This window comes from Chloracidobacterium sp. (genome assembly GCA_016711345.1).
In the GTDB taxonomy this organism is placed as follows: Bacteria; Acidobacteriota; Blastocatellia; order Pyrinomonadales; family Pyrinomonadaceae; genus OLB17.
This window is the reverse complement of record JADJTD010000001.1, coordinates 2,124,261-2,144,952: the sequence shown is the minus strand read 5'-3', so window position 1 is coordinate 2,144,952 and position 20,692 is coordinate 2,124,261. Positions and strand designations below refer to the sequence as shown.

The 20,692-nt window shown below is 49.4% G+C and carries 15 protein-coding genes and 1 tRNA gene; 3 read left to right on the top strand and 13 right to left on the bottom strand.

The features are described 5' to 3' along the window. Window positions 1–9 precede the first annotated feature (9 nt). Complete coding sequence (locus IPL32_08855; protein MBK8465926.1) at window positions 10–663, bottom strand: TetR/AcrR family transcriptional regulator; 654 nt, start codon at window positions 661–663, stop codon at window positions 10–12. Between the two features lie 63 nt (window positions 664–726). On the opposite strand from IPL32_08855, the gene IPL32_08850 reads away from it, so the two are divergent. After that, window positions 727–1,227 carry a hypothetical protein gene (locus tag IPL32_08850; GenBank protein ID MBK8465925.1) on the top strand — a complete coding sequence of 167 codons (501 nt, stop codon included), beginning with the start codon at window positions 727–729 and terminating at the stop codon, window positions 1,225–1,227. Window positions 1,228–1,321: 94 nt separating this feature from the next. On the opposite strand, the gene IPL32_08845 is transcribed toward IPL32_08850, so the two are convergent. From IPL32_08845 to IPL32_08830, 4 genes are read right to left on the bottom strand one after another with little or no spacing between them, the layout of a single operon-like run. Next, a complete protein-coding gene (locus tag IPL32_08845) occupies window positions 1,322–1,741 on the bottom strand; it encodes an arsenate reductase ArsC (protein ID MBK8465924.1) in 420 nt (139 codons plus the stop codon). 4 nt (window positions 1,742–1,745) lie between these two features. Then, a complete protein-coding gene (arsB, locus tag IPL32_08840; protein ID MBK8465923.1) occupies window positions 1,746–2,807 on the bottom strand; it encodes an ACR3 family arsenite efflux transporter in 1,062 nt (353 codons plus the stop codon). Window positions 2,808–2,855: 48 nt separating this feature from the next. Next, complete coding sequence (locus IPL32_08835; protein ID MBK8465922.1) at window positions 2,856–3,008, bottom strand: hypothetical protein; 153 nt, start codon at window positions 3,006–3,008, stop codon at window positions 2,856–2,858. Between the two features lie 6 nt (window positions 3,009–3,014). Continuing rightward, complete coding sequence (locus tag IPL32_08830; GenBank protein MBK8465921.1) at window positions 3,015–3,497, bottom strand: VOC family protein; 483 nt, start codon at window positions 3,495–3,497, stop codon at window positions 3,015–3,017. Window positions 3,498–3,607: 110 nt separating this feature from the next. Between IPL32_08830 and IPL32_08825 the strand changes: the two genes are divergently transcribed. Continuing rightward, window positions 3,608–3,994, top strand: a complete 387-nt coding sequence (locus IPL32_08825; GenBank protein ID MBK8465920.1) for a metalloregulator ArsR/SmtB family transcription factor — start codon at window positions 3,608–3,610, stop codon at window positions 3,992–3,994. Between the two features lie 103 nt (window positions 3,995–4,097). Here the strand turns inward: IPL32_08825 and IPL32_08820 are convergent, their stop codons facing one another. The 7 genes from IPL32_08820 to IPL32_08790 form a co-directional block, all read right to left on the bottom strand. Next, window positions 4,098–4,460 carry a hypothetical protein gene (locus tag IPL32_08820; protein ID MBK8465919.1) on the bottom strand — a complete coding sequence of 121 codons (363 nt, stop codon included), beginning with the start codon at window positions 4,458–4,460 and terminating at the stop codon, window positions 4,098–4,100. Between the two features lie 51 nt (window positions 4,461–4,511). Continuing rightward, the gene (locus IPL32_08815) at window positions 4,512–5,720 is read right to left on the bottom strand and encodes a DEAD/DEAH box helicase (GenBank protein ID MBK8465918.1); all 1,209 of its coding nucleotides are present in this window, start codon (window positions 5,718–5,720) and stop codon (window positions 4,512–4,514) included. A 413-nt stretch (window positions 5,721–6,133) separates the two neighbouring features. After that, a complete protein-coding gene (locus IPL32_08810; GenBank protein ID MBK8465917.1) occupies window positions 6,134–7,108 on the bottom strand; it encodes a hypothetical protein in 975 nt (324 codons plus the stop codon). Window positions 7,109–7,132: 24 nt separating this feature from the next. Beyond that, window positions 7,133–8,623, bottom strand: coding sequence for an ABC transporter permease/substrate-binding protein (locus tag IPL32_08805; GenBank protein MBK8465916.1), 1,491 nt, complete (start codon window positions 8,621–8,623; stop codon window positions 7,133–7,135). A 59-nt stretch (window positions 8,624–8,682) separates the two neighbouring features. Then, complete coding sequence (locus tag IPL32_08800; GenBank protein MBK8465915.1) at window positions 8,683–9,423, bottom strand: ATP-binding cassette domain-containing protein; 741 nt, start codon at window positions 9,421–9,423, stop codon at window positions 8,683–8,685. A 10-nt stretch (window positions 9,424–9,433) separates the two neighbouring features. Continuing rightward, window positions 9,434–10,978, bottom strand: a complete 1,545-nt coding sequence (guaA, locus tag IPL32_08795; GenBank protein MBK8465914.1) for a glutamine-hydrolyzing GMP synthase — start codon at window positions 10,976–10,978, stop codon at window positions 9,434–9,436. A gap of 114 nt (window positions 10,979–11,092) precedes the next feature. Beyond that, window positions 11,093–11,512 (bottom strand): DUF1801 domain-containing protein, encoded by a 420-nt coding sequence (locus tag IPL32_08790; protein ID MBK8465913.1) that lies wholly within the window; start codon window positions 11,510–11,512, stop codon window positions 11,093–11,095. Between the two features lie 128 nt (window positions 11,513–11,640). Between IPL32_08790 and IPL32_08785 the strand changes: the two genes are divergently transcribed. Then, window positions 11,641–11,715, top strand: a tRNA-Asn gene (locus tag IPL32_08785). Between the two features lie 152 nt (window positions 11,716–11,867). Here the strand turns inward: IPL32_08785 and IPL32_08780 are convergent. Continuing rightward, window positions 11,868–20,630, bottom strand: a complete 8,763-nt coding sequence (locus IPL32_08780) for a CSLREA domain-containing protein (GenBank protein ID MBK8465912.1) — start codon at window positions 20,628–20,630, stop codon at window positions 11,868–11,870. Window positions 20,631–20,692 lie beyond the last annotated feature (62 nt).

Here is a 20,692-nt window from a genome sequence, read left to right as displayed (position 1 = left end):
TTTCCGGGTCTAGGCCCGAATGCCCCTCAGCAGTATCTCAGCAAAGTTTTTCGCAGCTTCCTCGTTGGAAATATTCAAAATGACACGCTTTTTATCCCACAAAATGTTGTTAAGCGAGTGATGTATCAGCATTCCTAAAAATGCCCGGACTGCGATGCGTGGATTTAGTTCTCGAAACGCACCGTCACGTTGCCGTTGGGTAATATAACCGCCGATAAACTCATAAACCCTTTCGATAAAATCGTGAAAGAAACGCTCAGCCAATACATGTTCTTCAAGTGCGGAATAGAACAGCAACCGCATAAAGCCCTCGTCCGCTTGGTGTTTATTCATTGCATCAATGGCAATGTTGTAAAATACGGCGAAATCGTCCTTTTGCTTTATCGCTTCTTGGAGCGTTTCATTCGCTTCCCACGGAAATTTATGAACGCCGTCCGCGCAAGCTTTGTTGTCGAGGATCGCTCCATAAAGCTCGTCCTTGGTAGCAAAATGGCGAAAGACCATCGCCTCGGAAACGCCCGCCGCTCTTGCGATCTCTTTCGTCGTCGTGCCCTTAAAACCGCGTTGTGAAAAGAGATTTACGGCCGTCTGCAATATCTGCTCGCGCCGTTCGTCGCCTTTCATCCGTCCGGCGTGGTCACATTTGAATAGATCTTTGATCAAAAATTCCCCTTTCGTAAGTTAGTAAGCACTTACTATTTTGACTAGATTCGCATTTTGAGAATAATGTTGTCAACCGAAAAAGTGACCAACATCACAAAAACCGAAAAGGCGAACCTTTATTCCGGCAAATACGTTACAACTATCAAGCGGCTGATATCATCGGAAATGTCGCATTACTTGCAGATATTATTACTTGGAGGAAGGTCTAATATGTCGGAATTTGAAGCAGAAGTTAAAAAGGCGGAACAGGAATTGGAACAAGGGCTCGTTCCGATCGTGAACGAGACGGAAAAGGTCACAGACGACGAATTTCTAGGAGATATAAAGATGCAGGCACAAGAATACGGGCAAAAGTTACAGGACGCGGCCGCAAAAGCAAAGGATTTTGCAAACGATAAGTTTACGGCAGCAGGCGACAAGTTCAAGGAGCTTCAGGGCAAAGACCCGAAGGAACTTATCGAGGACGCTAAAGAATTTGCACGGCAAAAGCCCGGTCAAACGATCCTCATCTCAGCCGCAGTCGGCCTGGTGCTCGGTTTACTGTTCCGCGGTGGCAGAAAATAACGAAAAGAAAATGGGCAACAAAGGCTGTCCTAAAAGGCAGCCTTTTTTGTTTTTTTGCTAATCTATATATTAGATGTCCATCAAAACTCGGACGTCACAGAGCGAGGTTACTCTCTGCTCTCATTCGTTGGAAGATCTCGTCCCGCACTCGTCTAAAAACATCTAGAATTTGTTCTTCTGTACCTTGTGCTTCGGCGGGGTCTTCGAAGCTCCAGTGGATGCGCTCTGCGTTGCCGGGGAAGGCGGGGCAGGTTTGGTTGGCGTTGTCGCAGACGGTGATGATGTAGTCGAAATGTTGATCGAGAAATTCATCGAGGCATTTTGAGCGATGAGCAGAAATGTCTATGCCGATCTCGTTCATTACAGCGATGGCTTGCGGACGAACGAAACTTGCTATGGTTCCGGCGCTCGTCACGTCGTATTTGTCGCCTGCGATATGACGCAAAATGCCTTCGGCCATTTGGCTGCGGGCTGAGTTTCCGGTGCAGAGTATCAGGACTCGTTTTTTTGTCATTTTCTTAAGCCTCTGCGATGAAATAACGTTTTTGGAAATAGAGTGCGACATTCACAAGGCCGATCAAAACCGGGACCTCGACGAGCGGCCCGATCACCGCTGCCAGCGCGACTCCCGAATTGATCCCGAACACGGCCACCGCAACGGCAATAGCCAGCTCAAAATTATTGCTCGCTGCCGTGAATGAAAGCGTCGCCGTTTTTGAGTAATCCGCTCCGACCTTTCGCCCCATGTAAAAACTGACGAGGAACATCACTACAAAATAGATAAGCAGCGGTATCGCTATACGCACAACATCGAGCGGCAATTGGACGATCAGATTTCCCTTCAGGCTGAACATCACAAATATCGTAAACAACAATGCAACCAATGTGAGCGGGCTGATACGCGGGATAAATTTGTCGTGATACCAAGCTTTGCCTTTTGCCTTTATGAGAAAGAACCGCGTCAACATTCCGGCAATGAACGGTATGCCCAAATAAACGAAAACGCTCTGGGCGATCTGCCAGATGCTCACATCGACAGCGATGCCCTGTACGCCGAAATACGGCGGCAGCACGGTGATAAATACCCAGGCATAAGCGCTGTAAAAGAGCACTTGAAAGACGCTGTTGAATGCAACGAGTCCGGCGGCGTATTCACTGTCGCCGCGAGCCAGCTCGTTCCAGACGATGACCATTGCGATGCAGCGGGCGATGCCGATCATGATCAGGCCAACCATATATTCCGGTTGATCGCGAAGGAAAATGATCGCCAATGCGAACATCAGGACAGGTCCGATGACCCAGTTCTGAACGAGCGAAAGGCCGAGTATTTTGGTATTGCGAAAAACCTCGCCGAGATTTTCGTAACGCACCTTGGCGAGCGGCGGGTACATCATCAGGATCAATCCGATCGCGATCGGGATGTTTGTCGTCCCGACATTAAAGCGATTTATGACGCCGTCGACGGCCGGATATAGATAGCCGGTTATCACGCCGAGAGACATCGCCCCGAAGATCCAAAGCGTCAGGTATCTGTCCAAAAACGAGAGCCGCGCTGCGGGATTGCAATTGTCAGCAGACATTATCTACACCTACGAAACGGCACCTTCACAGCAGAATGTGCGACTATCCTATTTGCCCGTGTTTTCGTTGTATCTAGCAACGAAAACTTCCCAATCGGTTTCGAAAAGCTTGCCGCCGCGTTTTTCCTTTTCGGGCTGACCCGATCGCAGGCGGCGAAGCTCTTCGAAACTCATTCCACGATTCATATTTTGCTTTTGCATTGTCGTTTAGCAGCAGGCAGTTGCGACTTCCTGTTTCTTCCCGCCGATGTTTGTAAAGCTCGGCGTGCAGCACGTTGCGTCTGCACTCTTCCGGGCTTCTTCGCCGAGGTTGTCTTCTAGTACAGCAAAAACTTCCCACTCGTTGCCGTCCGGATCCTGCACCCAAGCCTTGTCCTGAAGCGCGTAACAGCACGTTGTCTGCATTTCTTCGCGCGGAACGAGGCCTAATTCTTCCCAGCGATTTTTCATTGCGAGAACGTCCTCAGTTCCAGCTACCTGAATGCCGAGATGCGACAAGGCTCCATGACCTTCAAACGCTGATTGATTGAGTGTAAAGTTGAGCGGCGGGTTTTGCACGTCAAACTTTGCGTAGCCCGTGCGGACCTTGCTCGGCTCGATGCCGAACATCTTTTTGTAAAACTCGAGGCTGGTTTCAACGTTTTTTACCTTGAGGGCCAGATGTGCTTTTAATGTATTGATCGTCGTCATAATTTCACTCCTACCGAAATATCAATTACGTCTAACCGTAATTGTATTTCAACGATATATCAGAAAAACAATTATGTCAAGACGTAATTGTGATGTGCTATAATTTTTTTATGGCGACAGAAAATGGCTTTGATGCAGAACTATTTTTCGCAGCTTTAGCCGACCGTACGAGGCTGCGGCTTATCAATCTAATGCGGAACGGCGAGGTCTGTGTATGTTTTTTTGCGGAAACGCTAGGAACGAATAATCCAAAAATTTCACGCCACCTTTCATATCTAAAACGTGCGTCACTCGTCACAGGTCGTCGTGACGGCAAATGGATGCATTACCGTCTGACCGAGCCAACCGATAAAGCCGCGGCAGAAGTTTTTGCGGTTACATTGAAGATGCTGGACCAAGATAAGGAAATGGAACGTGATCGCAAAAGACTTGTCGATGTCTGCTGCTCGCCCAACGCACCTGTAACGATTCAGGGAAGAAGCAAGCTGGAAGGTTGATCAAACGATACGTAAAATCAATTTTCCTCGATTTCAACACGAAAAAAGACCGTCAGGAGGTTTTTAATGTCTCCTGACAGCCTTACTGATTTACCGGATCAAATTAATCCTGAGAGTGTATAAGCCGACGCGTCTGATCGCCGAATAGGACGTCGATCTTTTGCGGTTCGATGACGGCTGTTACTTCGCCCCGACCGAATTTGTCGTGGGTCATCGCCTGTCCTTTGCGGTATTTACGCATACGGTCATAAGGTGATGCATTTTTGCTCGTTCCCATTGAGAGCGAGGTTTTTACACCACGAGTAAATTTACTGACCGTTTCACAAGTTTCGCAGATCGCACTAGTGATCTTGCCTTGCTTAGTAACGCTCTGGATCTTGTGATTTTGCTCCAAATCGCAAGCCGAGCACATCATCTCGACTGATTGATCTACTGTATAAACTTCAGCTTTAACTTTAGCTGCCATATATTTAACCTCTCGAACGCTTGTCTAAGCGTCTTCATCCATTAAACTAGGTTATCTGCCGCGTCGCGGACCGAATGAGCGATAACTTCGCCCGCCGCGTCCGCTAACCTTCTTTGTCGGAGCGGCTATCGCGAAATTGTGGCCTCCAAAATCAGGAAGCACGACACGCTCGACCTTTTGGCCCGTTAATTTTTCAATAGCACGCATCGAATGCTCTTCTGCAATCGTAAACAGCGTGATCGCCCGCCCTTTGTTACCGGCACGACCTGTACGGCCAATACGGTGGACGTAATCCTCTGGTGCCTCCGGTATATCATAGTTTATCACATGTGACACCGAATCTATATCGATGCCGCGTGCGGCCACGTCTGTGGCGACTAAAACGTTGGTATGGCCCGATTTGAAGCTGCGAAGAGCGGCTTCGCGCTGCGACTGTGAGCGGTCACCGTGGATGCGGTTCGATTTATGCTCACGCTTTTCCAAAATGTGTGCAATACGGTCGGCACCGCGTTTTGTGCGAGTAAATACAAGCACTCGGTCAAAATCTTCCTTATCGAGCAAATCGAGCAACAATGGCATTTTCGATTGCTGAGCGACCGGATATGCCGTCTGTTCGACAAGAATGGCGGCGCTGCCTCGTTTGCTGACTTCGATAAAGGTCGGATCTTTCAGCATTGCGTACGCGATATGCTCGATCTCAGGCGACATTGTTGCCGAGAAGAATAGCGTCTGACGCTTTGTCGGTATGACCTTAGCGATACGCTTGATCGACGGTAAAAAGCCCATATCGAGCATGCGGTCGGCCTCGTCTAAAACCAGATGTGTAAGGCCGCTGAAATTGATCAAGCCCTGATCCATAAAATCGATCAGTCGGCCCGGCGTCGCGATAATTATATTTGCACCGCGTTTGAGGCTGTCTATTTGGCGTTTGTAACCAGCTCCGCCGATGATCGCCGTGCATGTAATGCCCTTTGGTGCGAACTCACGGCAAGCAGCCTCGGTCTGGTTGGCAAGCTCGCGCGTTGGCGAAAGAACGAGAACTTTAGTTCCCGGCTTACCCTTATTTTCGCTAAGCATTTGCAGTATCGGCAAAAGAAAGGCCGCTGTTTTGCCGGTGCCGGTCTCGGCACAAGCGATGATGTCTCCGCCCTGCAAGAGCACCGGAATTGCCTGTTTTTGAATGGGTGTAGGTTCTGTGTAACCCAATTGCTCGCATTTGTCCGTGTAAAACGGCAGCAAGCCTAAATCTTTAAAAGTCATTTGTAATTAAATATCTCAGATCACTAAAAAACTACTATAGTTCTTAAGTCCACACACTCAGCGGGCATTTCGTCTACAGTACATGCAACATGCGCATACACAAACGGATAGCCAACAGAGTTGGACTCAAAACGAGTCTTCAGGATGTAATAAGAAGTACTAACGCGGAGTGATCTTCAGTGTAACGGTAGCAAGGAAGGAACCTACGTTCGAGAGGTATACCTTTTCAGGAACCACTTCTAACAGTTATAAACGAACCGTTTCTCGAACTATCTATTACGCCTAAACATATAGGCGAGTTTACCGTCGATGAATGAGATACGGAATTATCAAACTCTTATATTACAGGTTTTTAGTAAATAAGCAAGCTAATTATTCGGTAATGGTTCAGACCCATTACCGAATAATTCTATTTATCGAAATGGAACATTCAAATACGCTTGATTGTCAGCGGTTGTCGATAACACTAACCCCATATTGTCGTAGTATGTTTCAAGTACTGCTGTGAGCTCGTCATACACTGTCAAATCCTTCCAGTTCCCAGGATACTCTTTGTACATATCGTTAAGTGAAACATGGAGCCCTTGCCAGGTTTCTTCAAAATAAGACCCCGAAATTCTCTTTGAAGCGATCGGCGAGAGCGTCTCTAACGGCTTCTGGAGTCCATCAACATATCCAAGAACATAGGATGCCGTTTTCACCAAAAATTCGCCGTGCCGTTGAAAAAAAACTAAGAGTCGTTCGAGATCAGCGTGATGACGATAGGCTTTAATTTCAGCATCAACAAGTACTTTTGTTCTATCCAATGCATCAATAAAGCTTGATGTCATTAGTTCGATTGCGGTTGTTGTGGCTGATTGAGACGATAGACGGTTAGCGACATATTCTGACCAGCTCACCTCTGCAAGCGGTCTGATGAACATGTCCTTGCCAACATAACTAGTCCTGAGCATATCGTCCCGATAGGCATCAATCTTCTTGTTATCGTCGTGGACATGACATAGTTCGTGATGTAATAGATGAGTAACGTAATCAATTGCGTCACTATCCTTCTCTTGATCGCCTAAGCCCAGAATTGCAATTATGTTTGCATTTATGACTGGAACTATTTCGAAATCACCATTCTTAGGAAGAAGGAGCACTTTCGCGACCGCCGTAGCGTACTCCTCACTTGTGTGAGTTATCGGATTTCCAGACGCGGTCGAAGCTGACAAGTTTTGAAGCTCTCCTGCAAAGTCGGTGCAAATTATTATGCGCTCAATCCGTCGTAAATCGAGGTTCTCATTTGCTAATTCAATATTATGGATTGTTTTTGCGACAGCCTCACTGACTATAGATGCGATTTCATCCGACATCCCTTTGAGAACTATTTGATAATCTGATTCCATAATTATCGCTCGCATAACCAACAACTAAAAATTCGTTTCTTTCAGCCATTCTGACGCTACGTCTTTGGGCGTCTGTTTATTGCCGTCAACCTCGTAATTTAGCCGCCGCATTTCTTCGGTAGAGATAGCATTTCTCAATTTTTCGAAGGTTTCGTCCAGAATTTCTGTCAAGTCCTGCCTGGCAATAAAAACAGCCTGATACGGCGGAAAATAGTGCTTATCGTCTGCCAATTGGTAAAGATCGAGAGCCGCGATCAACCCATCGGTCGAGTTGCCGGCGATGATGTCGAGTTCGCCGGAATGTAACGCCCGATAGGTCAGCGAAAGGTCCATTTCACGCGGCTGTTTGGCAAAACTGAAGCCATAAGCCTTAGCAAATCCGGCATAACCATCGGCGCGCGACATAAAATCCTGTCCAAATCCGGCTTGCCAATCTCTGCCCATTGAAACGGCGTCGGTAATGGTTTTAAGGTTGTTTCTCCTTGCCACTTCGCCGCGAACGAGGATCGCGAAATCGTTTGAGAATCCGAGTTGCGGGCTCACCGTCAGTTTGAATTTATCGGCATACTCGGCCTTGGTTTGGTCATAAACCGCCTGCGGATCGGTGATCGGCTTGTGTTTTAGGATTGCCGTGTACGCCGTGCCTGTATATTCGGGATAGACGTCGATCTGCTTTGAAAGCAAGCTGTCATGCGCAAGATTTCCGCCAAGCTCGAACTGCCGTTGGACGTTAACGCCTTTTTTCTCAAGCATTTGAGCTAGTATCTCAGCCAAGATAAGTGATTCGGTAAAATCCTTCGAGCCGACAATGACCTTTTTATTTTGGCTTGCAAATTCGGAATTTGAGATCTCAGATCTGAAATTTGAAAACGAACCGGCTGCTACAATTGCTAGCAAAATGGCGGTAACTCCCAAGCCGAGAAATCTTCTTCGAGACGATGATCTCTCGCCGATCGCATACGACCTTTCAAATTGCCCTAGTGCAAAATCGCATAGCAAAGCAAGTATCGCCGAAGCTAACGCACCAGCGAGCAGCAAATTATTGTCATTTTGACGCAGGCCGCGAAATATGTAAGTTCCCAAACCACCGGCACCGACCGCCGCTGCGACCGTCGCAACGCCGACCGAAATCACGACCGCGACGCGAATTCCGGTCAGCATTACCGGCATCGCAAGCGGCAGTTCGACGAGCTTCAACTGCTGCCAATCGGTCATGCCCATCGCGACCGCCGCCTCACGTGTCTTCGGATCGATACCGAGAATTCCAGTCACAGTGTTGCGAATTACAGGAAGCAAAGCATACAAAGCAAGTGCAATTATCGCCGTCCGAGCGCCGATGCCGCCGATAAATGGTATGGGGATAAGCAAACCAAAAAGAGCAAGGCTCGGCACGGTCTGCATTATGTTGGCAAAGCCGAGTATTGGAGTTTGAAGTGATTTGGTGCGAGTTAATAGAATACCAAGCGGAACACCGATCAAAATCGCTGCACCGGTCGAAAATAGGACAAGGAACATATGCTCGCGGGTCAATGTGAGCAACTCTGGCCAGTTTTGTCTAAGGAAATCCAAAAAACTCACAATGTCACAGTCTCAAGATAAGCCTTTGCGAGCGGCAAATCCGACCTTTTAAAGTTTTCAGGCGAATCAATCAGCAATATCTTTCCTTTATCCATCAGCGCGATCCGCGTTCCGAGAAGCATTGCTTCGTGCAGGTCGTGTGTGACGAAGACGCCTGTTTTGCCAAGCTCCCGCACAAGGCGTGCGAATTCTTTTTGCAGATTTGTTCGCGTAATTGCATCGAGTGCGCCGAAAGGTTCATCGAGCAGCAGCAGACCGGGATCGGAGGCCAATGCACGAGCAACGCCGACGCGTTGACGCTGACCGCCGGAAAGTTCATGTGGATATCTGTCGGCAAATTTTGCGGGATCGAGTCCGACGAGGTCGAGCATTTCGGTGGTTCGTTTCTGCTTACGATCTTCATCCCAATTTTCAAGCCGCAGAACAAGAGCGACATTTTCGGCCACGTTAAAATGAGGAAAAAGGCCGCCGTCCTGCAACACGTATCCAATATGACGCCGAAGTTTGATCGCGTCCCAATCTGAGGTCGGTCTGCCCTCGACAAGAACATCGCCGTGTGTCGGTTGAATAAGGCGGTTGATCAATTTTAGTGTGGTGGTTTTGCCGCAGCCTGATTCGCCGAGCAGGACGAGAACCTCGCCTTTTACGACTGCAAGACTTAAATCATCAATTATTCTTGTGCCGTCGATCGAGTAACCGACACTGCGGAATTCAACAATTGTCTCCGTATCGATCATATCTGGCGATCTATTCCCACTCGATAGTGCTCGGCGGTTTGGAGGAGATGTCGTAAACGACGCGATTTACACCTCTAACCTCTGATGTGATCCGGGATGAAACCTTTGCGAGAAAATCGTGCGGCAGGCGTGCCCAATCGGCGGTCATGCCGTCGGTCGAAGTAACGGCTCGCAATGCGACTGTTTTCTCGTATGTGCGGAAATCGCCCATTACTCCTACAGATTGTATCGGCAGCAGCACTGCAAAGGCCTGCCAGACATCGTTGTAAATGCCGAAGTTCTTTAACTCTTCGCGGAGTATCAGATCGGCTTTTTGAAGCAGCTCAACCTTTTCCACGGTGATGTTGCCCAAAATACGCACGCCGAGTCCTGGGCCGGGAAATGGGTGACGCAGCAGAATTTCATCCGGGATGCCGAGGTCTTTGCCGATCAGCCGCACTTCGTCTTTGAATAGCTCTCGAAGCGGTTCGACGAGCTTGAGGTTCATCATTTCAGGCAAGCCGCCGACATTGTGGTGAGACTTGATGGTGACGGAAGAACCGCGAACCGATACTGATTCGATCACATCAGGATAAAGCGTGCCTTGTACAAGCCATTTCACATTGCCAATCTTTTTAGCTTCGGCATCAAAAACGTCGATGAATTTACCGCCGATCGCTTTACGCTTGAGTTCCGGATCGACGATGCCGTCGAGCACCTCATAAAACTGTGCAGATGCATCAACGCCTGTAACGTTCAGGTGAAGATTGTCTTTGTAAAGCTGCAACGTGTCTTTGAATTCGTTGCAACGAAGCAATCCGTTATTTACGAATATGCACGTCTGCCGATCGCCGATCGCTTCGTGGACAAGCACTGCCGCAACGGTCGAATCAACTCCGCCCGACAAACCGCAGACGACATTGCCGGTCGGCCCGACGATCCCGCGGGTCTTTTCTATCTCTTCCTTAATAAATTGAGCCGGCGTCCAATCGCCTCTGCAATTACAAATTTCAAATATGAAATTCCTTAAGATCTCTTTCCCAAGCGGCGTGTGTGTGACCTCCGGATGAAACTGAACGCAGTAAATACCGCGTTCGGGATTTTCAATTGCGGTGATAACATCGCCGGTGGTCGCTGTTGTTTGAAAGCCTTCAGGCAGATGAGTTACATGATCGCCGTGGCTCATCCAGACGTCGAGTTCGAAAGGAAGTTTGTTGAATAAAGCGGTTGTTCCACTCAAAACTTTTAATTGAGCATGTCCATATTCACGTCTCGGCGCCGGTTCGCTCGTACCGCCGAGATCGACTGCGACAAGCTGCATTCCGTAACAGATACCCAAAATAGGAACCTTGATCTTTTCGTAAAAATCGGCAGCAACACGCGGAGCATCTTCGTCCGTCACGCTCGAAGGCCCGCCGGAAAGGATCACGCCTTTTGGCTGCTTTGCAGCTATAGCCTCCGCCGATAAGTGAAACGGATGTATCTCGCAATAAACACCCAGCTCACGCACACGCCGAGCGATGAGCTGCGTGTATTGCGAGCCAAAATCGAGAATTATTAAGGTTTCGTGTTGCAAAAGAGACTCGCTCCTTATTTTGATTTAAGAAACGATTATACGTGGCGACTAAAGATTTGTCAGAACCAGACTCGTGTTGTGTTCCAAGCCAGTGCCTAAAACACGCAGTTAGAATCACTTGTTTTTCTTAGTATAGCTGACGGAGTCTGTGATGATCTTTTCAAGCACCTTCTCGTCCACATCAGAAAGGCGTTTTATGTAAAGACAGCTAACGCTGGAAGTGTGTTTGCCGAGTTTTGCCAGCAGTTCGGGCTGTTTTGGCGAGTCGCAAATAACATACAAGGTCAGATTCTGTTTTCGCGGGGAAAAAGCGGTGATCATCCAATCCATTTCGCGGCCATCCGGATATTTATACTTGCTGTCGCCAAAACCGATGATCGCCGGTCCCCACATCTTTGGTTCCTCACCGGTTATCCGCTTGAACATCTCCAGCACCCGAAATGCGTCATTTCGCCGCTCTTCATTCTCGACGCTGTTAATAAAATCTTCAACATTCGCGTCCGTCTGCTTCGTCTTTATCTCTGCTTTTGCCATTTTTTAATTCTAACCGAATTTCGCCTGCCCTTAAAAGCAAGTAAGCAAACCCAAGTCTTAAGGCAAATAAACTTGACATTGGCGGGCGAAATTCCTACTCTTTAAGTTCGCCTTTTGGCGAGCCATATTCCGCAGTAGCTCAATGGCAGAGCATTCGGCTGTTAACCGAAGGGTTGTAAGTTCGAGTCTTACCTGCGGAGCCAATTAAATCAATAATTTACGGGCACCGAAAATGTGCCCGTTTTCTTTGTTCGGGATAGCCACCTCGTGTCGATGACGTAACATGTCGAATGCGAAGCTCTCAATCTTGTTGAGCTTGCTAGCTTAACATCGATATTTAATATCCCTCACCCCTTCATGGTTGGGGAGTTTTGATCGGTACTATGTTCGAAAGTTTTATATCGCCATTGGACACAATGGCCGACGGACTACCTTCATTGAACAGTACTCGTTCCCAAATCAGCGGTGATATTGAACCTGGTGTTCCGACAATCGAGAATCGGAGATACAAGAGAACACCATTTTCATTGATTGGTATCGGGCCGTAAACAGCAACCTTCAACAGCCCCGCTTCGTCGGCATTGGTAACAACTGAAAGCCCACGGCTGACAGTCTCGGCCAAATCGACGGGTTCGGCCTGTGGCTGGATGACCGAAGAATCATATATGAGGTCGAATTCATATGCGATGATGCCTTTGTTTACTGCTCCGTCTATCTGGATCGGTATCGTGATTTCGTGATTTAATTTTGTCACAATATTTGGTGCAGTGACGGAAACGTTTCGCTCTGGCCCTCTGTTAATCGCCTGTCGTCCGCCGGGCAAAGAAGTTGGATCGTTCCAGTTGCCTGAAACATCACCCATCAGCAGAGCTGTATAGTTCTCGCCTGTAATGTTGGCATTGACCGTCAGATGCATATTGCTTACAGGGTTAAATATCCAATTTCCGCTAGATGCCGTTCCGGGTAGCGAAACCGCGTAACCTGCGACCAATGCGGCATCGAATGACGAGATTCCGCCAGCACCGCTGACATCCGCCACAGTTTGCTGGGTAGCATTAAAAGGTGTGATCCCAGTAGCATACTGTGAGATCTTTGCTGCATCGAAAGAACTTATTGCGGCGTTTGTTCCGCCAGTTTTGGATGGCGTGATCGTATAAGCACCCGAACCAAATCCAGTTAGCGAATACACACCGTTCGGAAATTCGGTCAAAGCCGAGACTGGGATCGAACCTGCACCGCTGAGCAAAACATTAGAAACAAAACGCTGAGCAGGCGAACCGATCGCATTACCATAAGTGACTGTTCCCGTGATCGTAGCCGGAACAGTCGGCCTAGGTGTCGGCGTGTCGGTTGCAGTATTAGTCGCCGTACCAGTTGGTGTATCCGTAGGTTTGTTGGTTGGTGTATTGGTCGGTGTAACGGAAGGCGTACTAGTCGCGGTGCTTGTTGGTGTATCTGTCGAAGTCGGCGTGTCAGTTGGAGTTGCCGTCGGTGTATCCGCCGGCGTATTTGTGGCCGTGCCAGTCGGTGTTGGAGTTGTCTGCGCTACCGCCGGGAAGAATTCTGACGTGTTATACTCTCCATCCGTTACCGAGGCCGTCATTACATCGCTGCTTGTCCACCCACGATCTGACGCGAGGCCGAGATTGATTGTTTTCTCTCCGTTGTTAGGCCCGCTGTGATCAGGATCCAGATAGTAGTCATAACCTAGAAATATTTTTCCTTCGCCGGTCGAATCCGCAATAAAAAACTCAACATATAGCGGATAACTTGCGTTCAACGGATCGGTATCTACGCGATAAGACACTATCAGTTGACCGCCGGCATTGATACTGTAATTAATGATGTCGGGATAATTCTGCGACCGGTTTCCGCCTTCGTCAGCGTCACCGGGGTCATTAGGCGTGAATCCAGACGAGCCAAGATCAATACCAATTCCAGCGTTATTATGGATCTTGTTCGTTTCGACGAGATTTGATGGTCCGGCAGATGTATCGATCTTAACACCGGCACCGTTGTTAAATGCGATCGTATTGACCCCAGTTCGGAATGGATCTCCAACCCACGTTTGCGTGGAGGACTGGCTTATTGATATTCCACCACCACCATTTCCAAGATCGGTGCCGCTTTCATCTGTACCGATGAAATTGTTAAAAATATGACTGGCGAAACTATTTCGGATATCAATTCCTGGACCTTCATTGCCCGCGATCACGTTGGGCCAACCGGTAAATGGTCCTCCTATTCCAGTAAATGAACCGCCGTCCAGCAAAATTCCTGCAAGTCCATTGGGGCGCACAATAGTATTTGAACCGTTGCCGCGTGTCTGGTAAGTCGTGATCAAGCCAATGCGATTTCCTGTGATCTGGTTATTCGCACTCGCAGGGCCGTGAAAAGCGATCCCGTTGCTGCCGTTGCCGCCGATCTGATTGTTAGAAACCGTATTCAGCGGTGAATCGTTTATCGAGATGCCGTCAAGGCCGTTGCCCAGACCTTGGTTGCCGGATGGGTCGGTGCCGATCATCGAGTCTTTGATCGTGTTTCCCTGTCCGGCATTGGGACAGGGCGTGGAACCGTCGCCAAGCCCGTTTATAAGAATTCCTGCGCCGTTGTTGCCTGCGATCACATTTTTTAATGCACCATTGCCCGTAAGATCGCCGATATAAATTCCAGAAACGCAATTGAGCTTGATGCCGGTGCCGTTGGGAATAGCAAAATAGCTGCCATCGTATGCCTTTTGGACGCCGATGCGGTTTCCGAGAATCTCCATTGTCGAGGCTGCGACACCGTCTTGGTCACGCTTGATTAAGTCAGGACGGCTGCCGGCCGTATTTATTATCTCGATCGCGCTGTCATCGAATCCTCCTAGATCATTGTCCTCTACACGGACTTTCTCCGTTCCAATCTCCTGATACATGCGAATACCGCCAAACTGTCCACCCGGAACGATGGGCATGCCGCCCACCGGACGCGTACCGATCCAGTTAGAATCAACATCTGTCACACCGTCATTTTGTCCCTCAAACCGGATTGCGTTCTGCACGTTGCATGTAATGACGTTGCCGTGTCGAAGAATAAAACCATTGGTAGTTGTTTCGCCGATCTTGTTGGGACCGGACTGAAGCACTTGGATGCCGATATTATTCGGAATACATGTGCTCATATCCCGACTGAGGCCGATCACGTTGTCGCGAAGCCGGTTGCCCGATGGTAGAACGGTCAGATCCGGGACGCTCGACAGCGATCCGAGGAATACGCCTATCCCTAATAAAGAACCTACCGGACCGCTATGCCCAGAGATCGTATTGCCCGCTCCACCCTCGACAATAGAGGGGTCGCAGCTTCCGATGCAATTATTTTTGGCATTTTCGCCGACGATCAATCCGATCCGATTACTGAATCCCGTGTTGCCGGCAAAATCTACTCCGATACGGTTGTCGAAAATGAGATTGCCGCTGGTCGGTAAAGCCAGTGGCGACTCAGCGTTTAGCTTGCTGAGTATGGCGGAGATCGCTTGTTGGACCTCAGGTTTGCTAATACCAACCTTTGTGTACGATTCTGGCGGCACATTACCGTCGTAGACATTGCCCAAGATTAGGCCGAAATACTGATTGCCTGAAATTGTATTTGCTTTCAGGCGGTTATTTACGGCCCCACGCAGGATCATTCCCAGTGGATTTGGTATCGCGGCGTCGGTGTTAAAGTTCATCCCGATACGATTCGCCTCGAAGAGATTATTAGAAGGCCGGTCGAGGCCTGCTTGATCAGGACCTACGATCACTCCCCCAATACCGTTGCCACCGATAACATTTCCTTTGATCGTACTGCCATCGACGCGCCCTGCGATGTTCAGCCCGAACCCACCGTTTCCGATAGTAGAATGATCTAATCTGTCCGTACCGATAAAATTGAACCCGATCTTCGTAGCATCAACTTGAGCGTTGGGCGAACCGGCTGGAGCAGAAACAAGAATGCCATCGCTTTGGTTACCTGCGATCACATTCTTTTCTGCCAGGGTATCGGTGCCGTTTACTCCCGGACCGATGAGTTGGTCATCGGCAAATACAATAATACCGTAGCGGTTCGGGATCGTAAAAAATGAGTTTATGCTAACGCCAATCTGGCTCGCGACAATGGAATTCTGCGGCCCTGCATCGGGGTAAATTAATACACCGGCGGATCCGCTGTCTTGGTTGTGGCCTGAGATTACATTTTTACCTCTTACTACATTTGAATATGAGGCTCCATCGCCGATCTGATTATGATGTGCCCCTTGGTGAATATAGACGCCCCATTGTGAATTGCCAACGGCGTTGAATCCGGTAATGTCAGTGCCGATAAAATTACCTCTTATCTTGGAATAGCTCGAATTTGTGCCAAGATCAATATTCGCGCTGGTGCTTCCTGAGATAACGGTTGGCTGGGCTGTTATGTCTTTGCCAATCTCGGTATTCTGAGAATTATCGACGCTGATGCCGATAGTGTTTCCAAGCGGCGCATTTCCCGCGCGGTTTGTTCCGATGCGGGCGTTCCATATTCGTGCACCAAACGTGTTCATGACCTGGATCCCAACAAAATTGTTCGAGATCACATTTAGCTTCACCGCCTCGTCACCGCCGATCATCGCGCCAGGCGCGTTGTCAAGCCGGATGCCATTTGGCATCTGAAAATTCGGATCGGCCGTCGAACCATCGGGCGCAATACCAATGTGACAGCTCTCGATGAAAGGCACTCCTCCAGATCCGGCAAGTATGCCCGCAGCAGAGAACCCCGTAATAGCAAATCCGCGAATATATGCTGATCCGCCTGCTAGGACAAGTCCGACACTGGCGGCACTGCCCGTTCCGTTTAGCCAGATCGACGGTGTTGGTAGGCTTGGATCCTGAGTGGTTGCGTCGATATCGACGGGATCGGTAATCGTCGGCAGAAGCGATTGTGGCGAGATCGTATGAACGCCCGAACCGGGAATGGCAAAAATTATTCTCTGATAACCCGGACGATGCTGTGCCTCTTCCATTGCTGCACGAAGGCTGCACTGCAGACCGGTGTTATTGACGTCAACATCACAAAGGGCATCGTTGATATTAGCATCAGGCTCATCCGTGTCGATATTTACAACTATTGCAGCCTGACAGGTTGACGGGCTGTCGAGTGATTCTATGAGGCCGGCAATGTTCGTGCTTCCGGCAATCGCCGAAAACTCCGATGTATTTCCAAACGGGTCAGTTGCGGTGGCCATGAGAACCCAACTGGCGGGCACGGTAGCCGAGGTTGTCATATTGAATTGTCCAAACCCGTTACCATCAGTCGCAACAGTCGTCGAACCCACGTAAAGCTGTCCTTCGCCAAATCCTGACGGGTCGGCTGTTGCACTAGCGTATAAATCGATGACATACGATTCGCGAATGTGGCTCTTTATAATTCCGTCGAGGGTTTGAGTGCCGTTCTGATTTATTACGGGGGCCGCGAGCACGGGATAGTTTTGGAGGCCGTTCGGTCCCGCGTCCGAGTCGTTTTCACAGTCATCATTCGCCGTCACACCGTCGGCGTCCGTGAAAATACCGGATTGGCTGAGGTCGATCCCGAGTTGGCCGTTATTTTGGATAACATTGCCACGAATAGTGTTATACACGGACGTCGGCCCATTTAACCGGACACCAACTTTTCCATTGTTAGAGATAATATTCGAGGTCGTTGAGTTAGTGCCGCCAACTATTGTGCTGATCGCATAAAAGCCTCCGACAGTAATACCGGTGCCCGCGTTGCCCATCGCAGCGAGCGACGAATTGACTCCGATAGCATTGTTTACGATCGTTACCCCGTAACCCGAATAAATAAAGATGCCGTTACCGCTATTTCCGGCGATCACATTACGGCCTAGAGGGTCGCTGTCGCCGATATTTACTACGTTTGAAAACGACGTCCCCACATAGATGCCATAACCATTCGGCAGCGGATTGTTTCCATTCACATCGGTCCCGATCAGATTTCCCACAATATGATAATTGCCCGGGCCGCCGTTCGAATTAGCGCTGACACCGGCATTGGAACTACTGGCGACGAGATTCCCCAGCGAGCCATCGAAAGTGGTATAACCGCCGGCAATATACTCCGGCGAGGCTCCCGCTACACTCGTTGACGCCATAAAGATACCTTCACCGCTATTGCCGAGTTGCTGAGTCCCATTCCGCTTTGTGCCGACATAGTTATTGAAAACACCTGCGATGCCAGGTCCGCCGATCAGGATCCCGCCTGCTAGGTCGGCCTCGCTATCGTTACCCGAAACAAGATTGCAAAAACCAGTGCAGGCGCCGCCCGTTGTCGTCCCGCCGGGCGCTCCAATTGCCGAGAGTGAGTTGTTCGTAGATACAGACACGGCGCCACGGCCACTGGTTATCAGCAGGTCGTTGCGAGCATCGTTCGGAATACTGTAGCTCCCTGAAATATCAGTGCCAACATTATTACCCATGATCGAGCAAAACCCGCCTTCGGTTGGATTCACGGTTTCTAATGCCTCGCAAAAGACGCCGCCCCATCCGTTGCCCGAGATAATATTTCGCCCCGATTCCGAGATCGCTCCGATCGTCGTGCTCGTCAATGGGTGGGTATTTATCCCTTGCCAGCAATTGCCGAGGCCGACGCTGCCTGTCGGATCGGTCCCGATCTTATTGCCCGCGATGTTATTGTCATGGGTCAACAGTTCTTGTGTGGTCAGATCGACCAATATCGGAACTTCGATTCCGTAACCAACACACTGCGCGATGTTACTTACGACCCCGTTGCCAGATATTGTGTTCGGTGAACCGGCGATGTCGCCGCCAACTAAATTATTTGCACCGGCCAAAAACATTCCCCGAAAGTTCGGCACCTTCGCCGTTCCAGCCGCGTTCAACCCTATTATGTTGTTGGTGAAGCTATTAGTATTTCCTCCCTCGACAGCGATACCTGTGTTGTTGCCTGAAAGTGTGCTGTTGCCAACCGAGTTATTGTCGGAATCGAAGATCAAAACGCCCGTGGCCATATTCGGATGCGCAGTGGTGCCTGTCGCATCGATGCCGAGAAAGCAACTGAGTATAGTGTTGTTCGCGTTACTTGGACGGGCCGAATCGCTTTCGATCGCGATTCCGTTCCCACCCACCTGACTGCCGTTTATCGTTTGACTCTTAAAACCAGTAATGGCCAGATCAACGATGAACGCATTGCTCGTCCTGATCTTTAGTCCATCGACAGATGTTCCCGCATTGATGCCGGATATTTCAACGGTCTTTGTACCATTAGCAAGATGGTTGCCCTGTATTGTTACCGGCTGCAAAATGGCCGGAAGCGGATACAACGGCTCTATAACGGCCGGCACTGTCGGAAGATCGAAATATATAGTGCTGCTGCCGCCGATGAGATTGGCCCGACGGATGGCGTCGCGGAGACTGCACGAGCCTCCGAAATTGCAATCGGCCTCGTCAGCAGTTGTGTTTACTACAAACACGGCTGACGGAGCAGTCATGACCACCTCTAGTGAAGATGCACCCTGTCGAAGAACGACAAGATCGTGTAGGCCATCAAGATTGAGACGAATCGGCAAGATGGATTGGATTCCGCCGTTGCCTTCGACGACAGCATTTTTGACAGTTGACGTTCCGCTTTCGTCTCGAAAACGCGAGACAAACTCAACCTGACTTGTGCTCGGCGATGTGACGATAAGGTCATCAAAAGGGCTGGCGGAAACCGCTGAAGGCGTCAATTTCGCTCCATTCACCGCCATTGAGACAAAGCGGTGGTCTGTAGTTATCTGTCCAAGCGACCATTTTGCGAGTCGCGAGGTTTTTGCTGAAATACCGTGAATAAATGCCGCCTTTGTGCTCTCCTTCATCGCCGCCTTTCGTGGAGCATCTTCGGCATTTTTTCGTTTTATTTCGGCAAGATCGAGGGTTGGAACTTGGAGTGTGTCTGGCTTTTCGGCGAGTGTGTTAGCGGTATCTGTTTGGCCTGATCGGCTGGCTGTCGGGTTACCGTAAGCATTGGTTTCACTTGTCTTGCTCAAATCTTGAGATATCATCGCCATCTTTCTCCCCACGCTGCCGGCGGGTTCGAATGGACCGGCCTTTAATTCGCGAGCCATTGCGGAAGCCAGCTTTGTGGTTGGTGAAACCGCCGACTGCGAAGACTCTAAATGATAGATATTTCCGTCGACGCCCAGCAGGGCGAGAGATGTGCCGCGTTTTTCGCCAAAGCGTCCCACCGCCATCGAAGCTATCGAGAAAGGCATTCGTCGAATATCAACGACCGACTTCGGACGCTCAATGCCAGAGTTTTTGACGATGTCCCATGGATATGCATGGCCGCGTTCGTGGATGATAACTAGGTCGTTTCCGCAGGCAACGGCGATGTCTGAATAGAAGTCTTCGTCCGTATTACCGACAGCAAGCGAGCTTGCGGACGAAGGGAGTTTTATTATTTCAGGAGCATGTTTGAAGGCACTTTCGGGATGTTCGTAAACTGCTAGAAAAGCGCCATTCTTGTTTGTGTAAGCGATAGCAAGATCGGTCTGTCCGTCCGGTTTTCCGATCTCACCGGATTCGATTGAGTTTATGTTACCGCCAACTGTAATGCTTACGGGTTGTGAAAAATTTCCCAGCCCGTCGCCAACCACGACAATGATGCCGTTTGCTCCTTTGGCCGTTCCGATAATGTCTTGTTTGCCATCTGCATTAAAGTCACCTGCGAACAAGTAGTCTGGTGAAATGCCCAAAGACGCAACTGTTGCGAGCGCAGTAAACGGCTCGGGCTTTGCCTGTTCCTTTTTCGATGGATCAATCGCAAAAATAACAGGATCAACGCCTTTCAGCAGTTGAAGAGATCCACTTGTGTCCGCAGTTATCACATCAGTTATACCGTCCGAATCAAAATCCCCTGAAATGAGCGAAACCGGCTGGCCCGCCGCCGCAATGCCGCCCAGTTCAAGCGCGCGCCCGTCTTCAAAATTGACATGCGGATCGCCCTGCTTTGCTGCAAGTACCGAAGTTGGCTTGTTTTTTTCCTCAGTAGTTGACTGACTCCCAGTCGTGTTTTGCAGTCCCCAAATCAGACTTGCGGAAAAACAGATCAAAAACAAAATGGCCATTTTCTGACGGGATTTCGGAAAGTAATACATTTTTGATAACTCCTTGGAATTTGCTCGTTCAC

What these genes read in the sequence shown, in the direction of transcription:
- IPL32_08820 (MBK8465919.1), bottom strand. Translation starts at nt 4,460, where the DNA reads ATGGCAGCTAAAGTTAAAGCTGAAGTTTATACAGTAGATCAATCAGTC.
- arsB (MBK8465923.1), bottom strand. Translation starts at nt 2,807, where the DNA reads ATGTCTGCTGACAATTGCAATCCCGCAGCGCGGCTCTCGTTTTTGGAC.
- IPL32_08790 (MBK8465913.1), bottom strand. Translation starts at nt 11,512, where the DNA reads ATGGCAAAAGCAGAGATAAAGACGAAGCAGACGGACGCGAATGTTGAA.
- IPL32_08850 (MBK8465925.1), top strand. Translation starts at nt 727, where the DNA reads ATGTTGTCAACCGAAAAAGTGACCAACATCACAAAAACCGAAAAGGCG.
- IPL32_08805 (MBK8465916.1), bottom strand. Translation starts at nt 8,623, where the DNA reads ATGTTCCTTGTCCTATTTTCGACCGGTGCAGCGATTTTGATCGGTGTT.
- IPL32_08835 (MBK8465922.1), bottom strand. Translation starts at nt 3,008, where the DNA reads ATGCAAAAGCAAAATATGAATCGTGGAATGAGTTTCGAAGAGCTTCGC.
- IPL32_08780 (MBK8465912.1), bottom strand. Translation starts at nt 20,630, where the DNA reads ATGGCCATTTTGTTTTTGATCTGTTTTTCCGCAAGTCTGATTTGGGGA.
- IPL32_08810 (MBK8465917.1), bottom strand. Translation starts at nt 7,108, where the DNA reads ATGGAATCAGATTATCAAATAGTTCTCAAAGGGATGTCGGATGAAATC.
- IPL32_08830 (MBK8465921.1), bottom strand. Translation starts at nt 3,497, where the DNA reads ATGACGACGATCAATACATTAAAAGCACATCTGGCCCTCAAGGTAAAA.
- IPL32_08815 (MBK8465918.1), bottom strand. Translation starts at nt 5,720, where the DNA reads ATGACTTTTAAAGATTTAGGCTTGCTGCCGTTTTACACGGACAAATGC.
- IPL32_08825 (MBK8465920.1), top strand. Translation starts at nt 3,608, where the DNA reads ATGGCGACAGAAAATGGCTTTGATGCAGAACTATTTTTCGCAGCTTTA.
- IPL32_08800 (MBK8465915.1), bottom strand. Translation starts at nt 9,423, where the DNA reads ATGATCGATACGGAGACAATTGTTGAATTCCGCAGTGTCGGTTACTCG.
- IPL32_08845 (MBK8465924.1), bottom strand. Translation starts at nt 1,741, where the DNA reads ATGACAAAAAAACGAGTCCTGATACTCTGCACCGGAAACTCAGCCCGC.